Annotated in this window: 1 protein-coding gene and 1 pseudogene; both read right to left on the minus strand. The window is 69.3% G+C overall.

Annotated features, from left to right (window positions below; translation table 11 throughout):
* Positions 1-299, minus strand: a pseudogene (locus A612_RS01430) (LemA family protein); the annotation flags it as partial.
* Between the two features lie 121 nt (positions 300-420).
* Positions 421-3,222, minus strand: a 2,802-nt coding sequence (locus tag A612_RS01435; protein WP_019372836.1) for a DNA-directed RNA polymerase subunit beta', incomplete at its 5' end; no start/stop codon positions are given.

Raw genomic sequence — 3,222 nt, forward strand, 5'->3', positions numbered from 1 at the left:
TGCGCCGCCAGCGCATCCAGCGCCGCAGCGTCCAGCGGCCGGGCGCGCGCCACCGCCAGCGCCTCCGCCAGGCCCGCGCCCGCCGCCACCAGCACGGCCCGGGCGGCCTGCGCCCGGGCGTGGGTGGCCCCGCTGCCGCTCGCCGCCTCCAGCTCGGAGAGCAGCGCCAGCAGCCGCAGCTGGTGGGCGTCCAGCGCGCCAAAGGCTCGGTGCACCGCAGCGCGCAGGCGCGCCAGGCGGCCGTAGGCACCCACCGCCCAGAAGAGCAGCAGCGCCAGGGCAAGGACGAGGATCCACATCGGAAGAGACAGGAGATTCAGGCGGCGGCCTGGGACTGTGCGGACACAAAAACTCCCGGCCGGTCTGGCGACGGGCCGGGAGCATGCGGGAAGGGCGCCCGGATGGCTCCGGGCGCGGGCGTCAGTCGGCCGCCGGGTCTGCCGCCTCGCTGCCGTCGCCGAACAGCTCGGCCTCGGTGGCGCTGGCCAGCTCGGCCGCCTCGGCCTCGGCGATGGCGCGGCGCTCGGCCTCGTCCATGGCGTCCTTGGCCTTGCGTGCCTGGTGGTAGGCCAGGCCCGTGCCGGCCGGGATCAGGCGCCCGACGATCACGTTCTCCTTCAGGCCCCGCAGCTCGTCGCGCTTGCCCATGATGGCCGCCTCGGTCAGCACGCGCGTCGTTTCCTGGAACGACGCGGCGGAGATGAACGAGTCGGTCGACAGCGATGCCTTGGTGATGCCCAGCAGGATGTTGGTATAGGTCGCAGGGATCTTGCCCTCGGCCTGCAGGCGCTCGTTGGTGTTGAGGATCTCCGAACGCTCGACCTGCTCGCCGGCGATGTAGTCGGACTCGCCCGGGTTGTCGACCACGACGCGGCGCAGCATCTGGCGAACGATCACCTCGATGTGCTTGTCGTTGATCTTCACGCCCTGCAGGCGGTAGACGTCCTGCACCTCGTCGACGATGTAGCGCGAGAGCTCCTCGATGCCCAGCAGGCGCAGGATGTCCTGCGGATCGGCCGGGCCGTCGACGATCAGCTCACCCTTGTTGACCACCTGGCCCTCGTGCACCAGCACGCTCTTTTCCTTCTCGATCAGCTTCTCCCAGACGTGGCCGTCGGGGTCGGTGATCTGGATGCGGATCTTGCCCTTGGTCTCCTTGCCGAAGGACACGGTGCCGGTGATCTCCGCCAGCATGCCGGCGTCCTTCGGGCTGCGCGCCTCGAACAGCTCGGCCACGCGCGGCAGGCCGCCCGTGATGTCGCGCGTCTTCTGGCCCTCGACCGGAATGCGCGCCAGCACCTCGCCGGGGCCCACGTCCTGGCCGTCGCGCACCTGGATCAGCGCGCCGACCTGGAAGCCGATCGCCACCGCATGGTCGGTGCCGGGGATCTTCACTTCCTTGCCCTCGGCGTCGATCAGCTTGACCAGGGGGCGCACCACCTTGGTCGCGCCGCGGCGCTTGGGGTCGATCACCACCAGCGTGGACAGGCCCGTGACCTCGTCCAGCTGCTTGGCCACCGTCAGGCCCTCTTCGATGTTCTCGAACTTCACCTGGCCGGCGTACTCGGTGATGATCGGGCGCGTCAGCGGATCCCAGTTGGCCAGGATCGTGCCGGCCTTGATCTGCTGGTCGGCCTTCACCGTCAACGTCGCGCCGTAGGGCACCTTGTGGCGCTCGCGCTCGCGGCCGTGCTCGTCCTGGATGATGATCTCGCCCGAGCGCGCGATCACCACCAGCTCGCCGCGGGTGTTGGTCACGTAGCGCATCGTCGGGTTGAAGCTCACGATGCCACTCGACTTGGCCTCCACGCTCGATGCCACCGCCGCGCGCGAGGCCGCACCGCCGATGTGGAAGGTGCGCATGGTCAGCTGCGTGCCGGGCTCGCCGATCGACTGGGCGGCGATCACGCCCACGGCCTCGCCGAGGTTGATCAGCCCGCCGCGGCCGAGGTCGCGGCCATAGCACATGGCGCACAGGCCGTAGCGCGTCTCGCAGTTCAGCGCGGTGCGCACCTTCACTTCGTCCACGCCGGCGGCTTCCAGCTCGTCGAGCACATCCTCGCCCAGCAGCGTGCCGGCCGGGGCCAGCACCTCGCGGGTCTCGGGGTGCAGCACCTCTTCGGCGGCCACGCGGCCGAGCACGCGCTCGCGCAGCGACTCGATCACCTCGCCGCCCTCGACGATGGCGCGCATCAGCGTGCCGTGCACCGTGCCGCAATCCTCCTCGGTCACGACCAGGTCCTGCGTCACGTCCACCAGGCGGCGCGTCAGGTAGCCGGAGTTGGCGGTCTTGAGCGCCGTGTCCGCCAGGCCCTTGCGCGCGCCGTGCGTGGAGATGAAGTACTGCAGCACGTTCAGGCCTTCACGGAAGTTGGCCGTGATGGGCGTCTCGATGATCGAGCCGTCGGGCTTGGCCATCAGGCCGCGCATGCCGGCCAGCTGGCGGATCTGTGCGGCGGAGCCGCGCGCGCCCGAGTCGGCCATCATGTAGATCGAGTTGAACGACTCCTGCTCCACTTCGTTGCCGTGGCGGTCGGTGGTCTTTTCCTTGGCCAGCTGGGCCATCATGACCTTGGAGACCTCGTCGCCGGCCTTGCCCCAGATGTCCACCACCTTGTTGTAGCGCTCGCCGGCCGTGACCAGGCCGGAGACGTACTGCTGCTCGATCTCCTTGACCTCCGCCTCGGCGCGGCCAATGATGTCCGCCTTTTGCGGCGGCACCAGCATGTCGTCCACGCTGATCGAGATGCCCGAGTGCGTCGCCAGGCGGAAGCCGTTTTGCAGCAGCTTGTCGGCGAACACCACCGTCTCCTTCAGGCCGCACTTGCGGAAGGAGGCGTTGATCAGTTTGGAGATCTCCTTCTTCTTGAGCGTCTTGTTCAGGTTGGAGAACGCCAGCCCGCGCGGCAGGATTTCCGACAGCAGCGCCCGGCCCACGGTGGTCTCCACCAGCGAAGTGCTCGACTGCCACTCGCCGCTGGCCTTGTCGCGGCTCCACTCCGTCATGCGCACGCTGATCTTGCTGGTCAGCTCGACCGTGCCCGCGTCCAGCGCGCGCTGCACCTCGGCGACGTCGGCAAACACCATGCCCTCGCCACGGCCGTTGATCTTCTCGCGCGTTGCCTGGTACAGGCCCAGCACCACGTCCTGCGAAGGCACGATGGAGGGCTCGCCCGAGGCCGGGAACAGCACGTTGTTGGTCGCCAGCATCAGCGTGCGCGC

Source organism: Melaminivora alkalimesophila, from assembly GCF_000282995.1.
Lineage (GTDB): Bacteria > Pseudomonadota > Gammaproteobacteria > Burkholderiales > Burkholderiaceae_C > Melaminivora > Melaminivora alkalimesophila.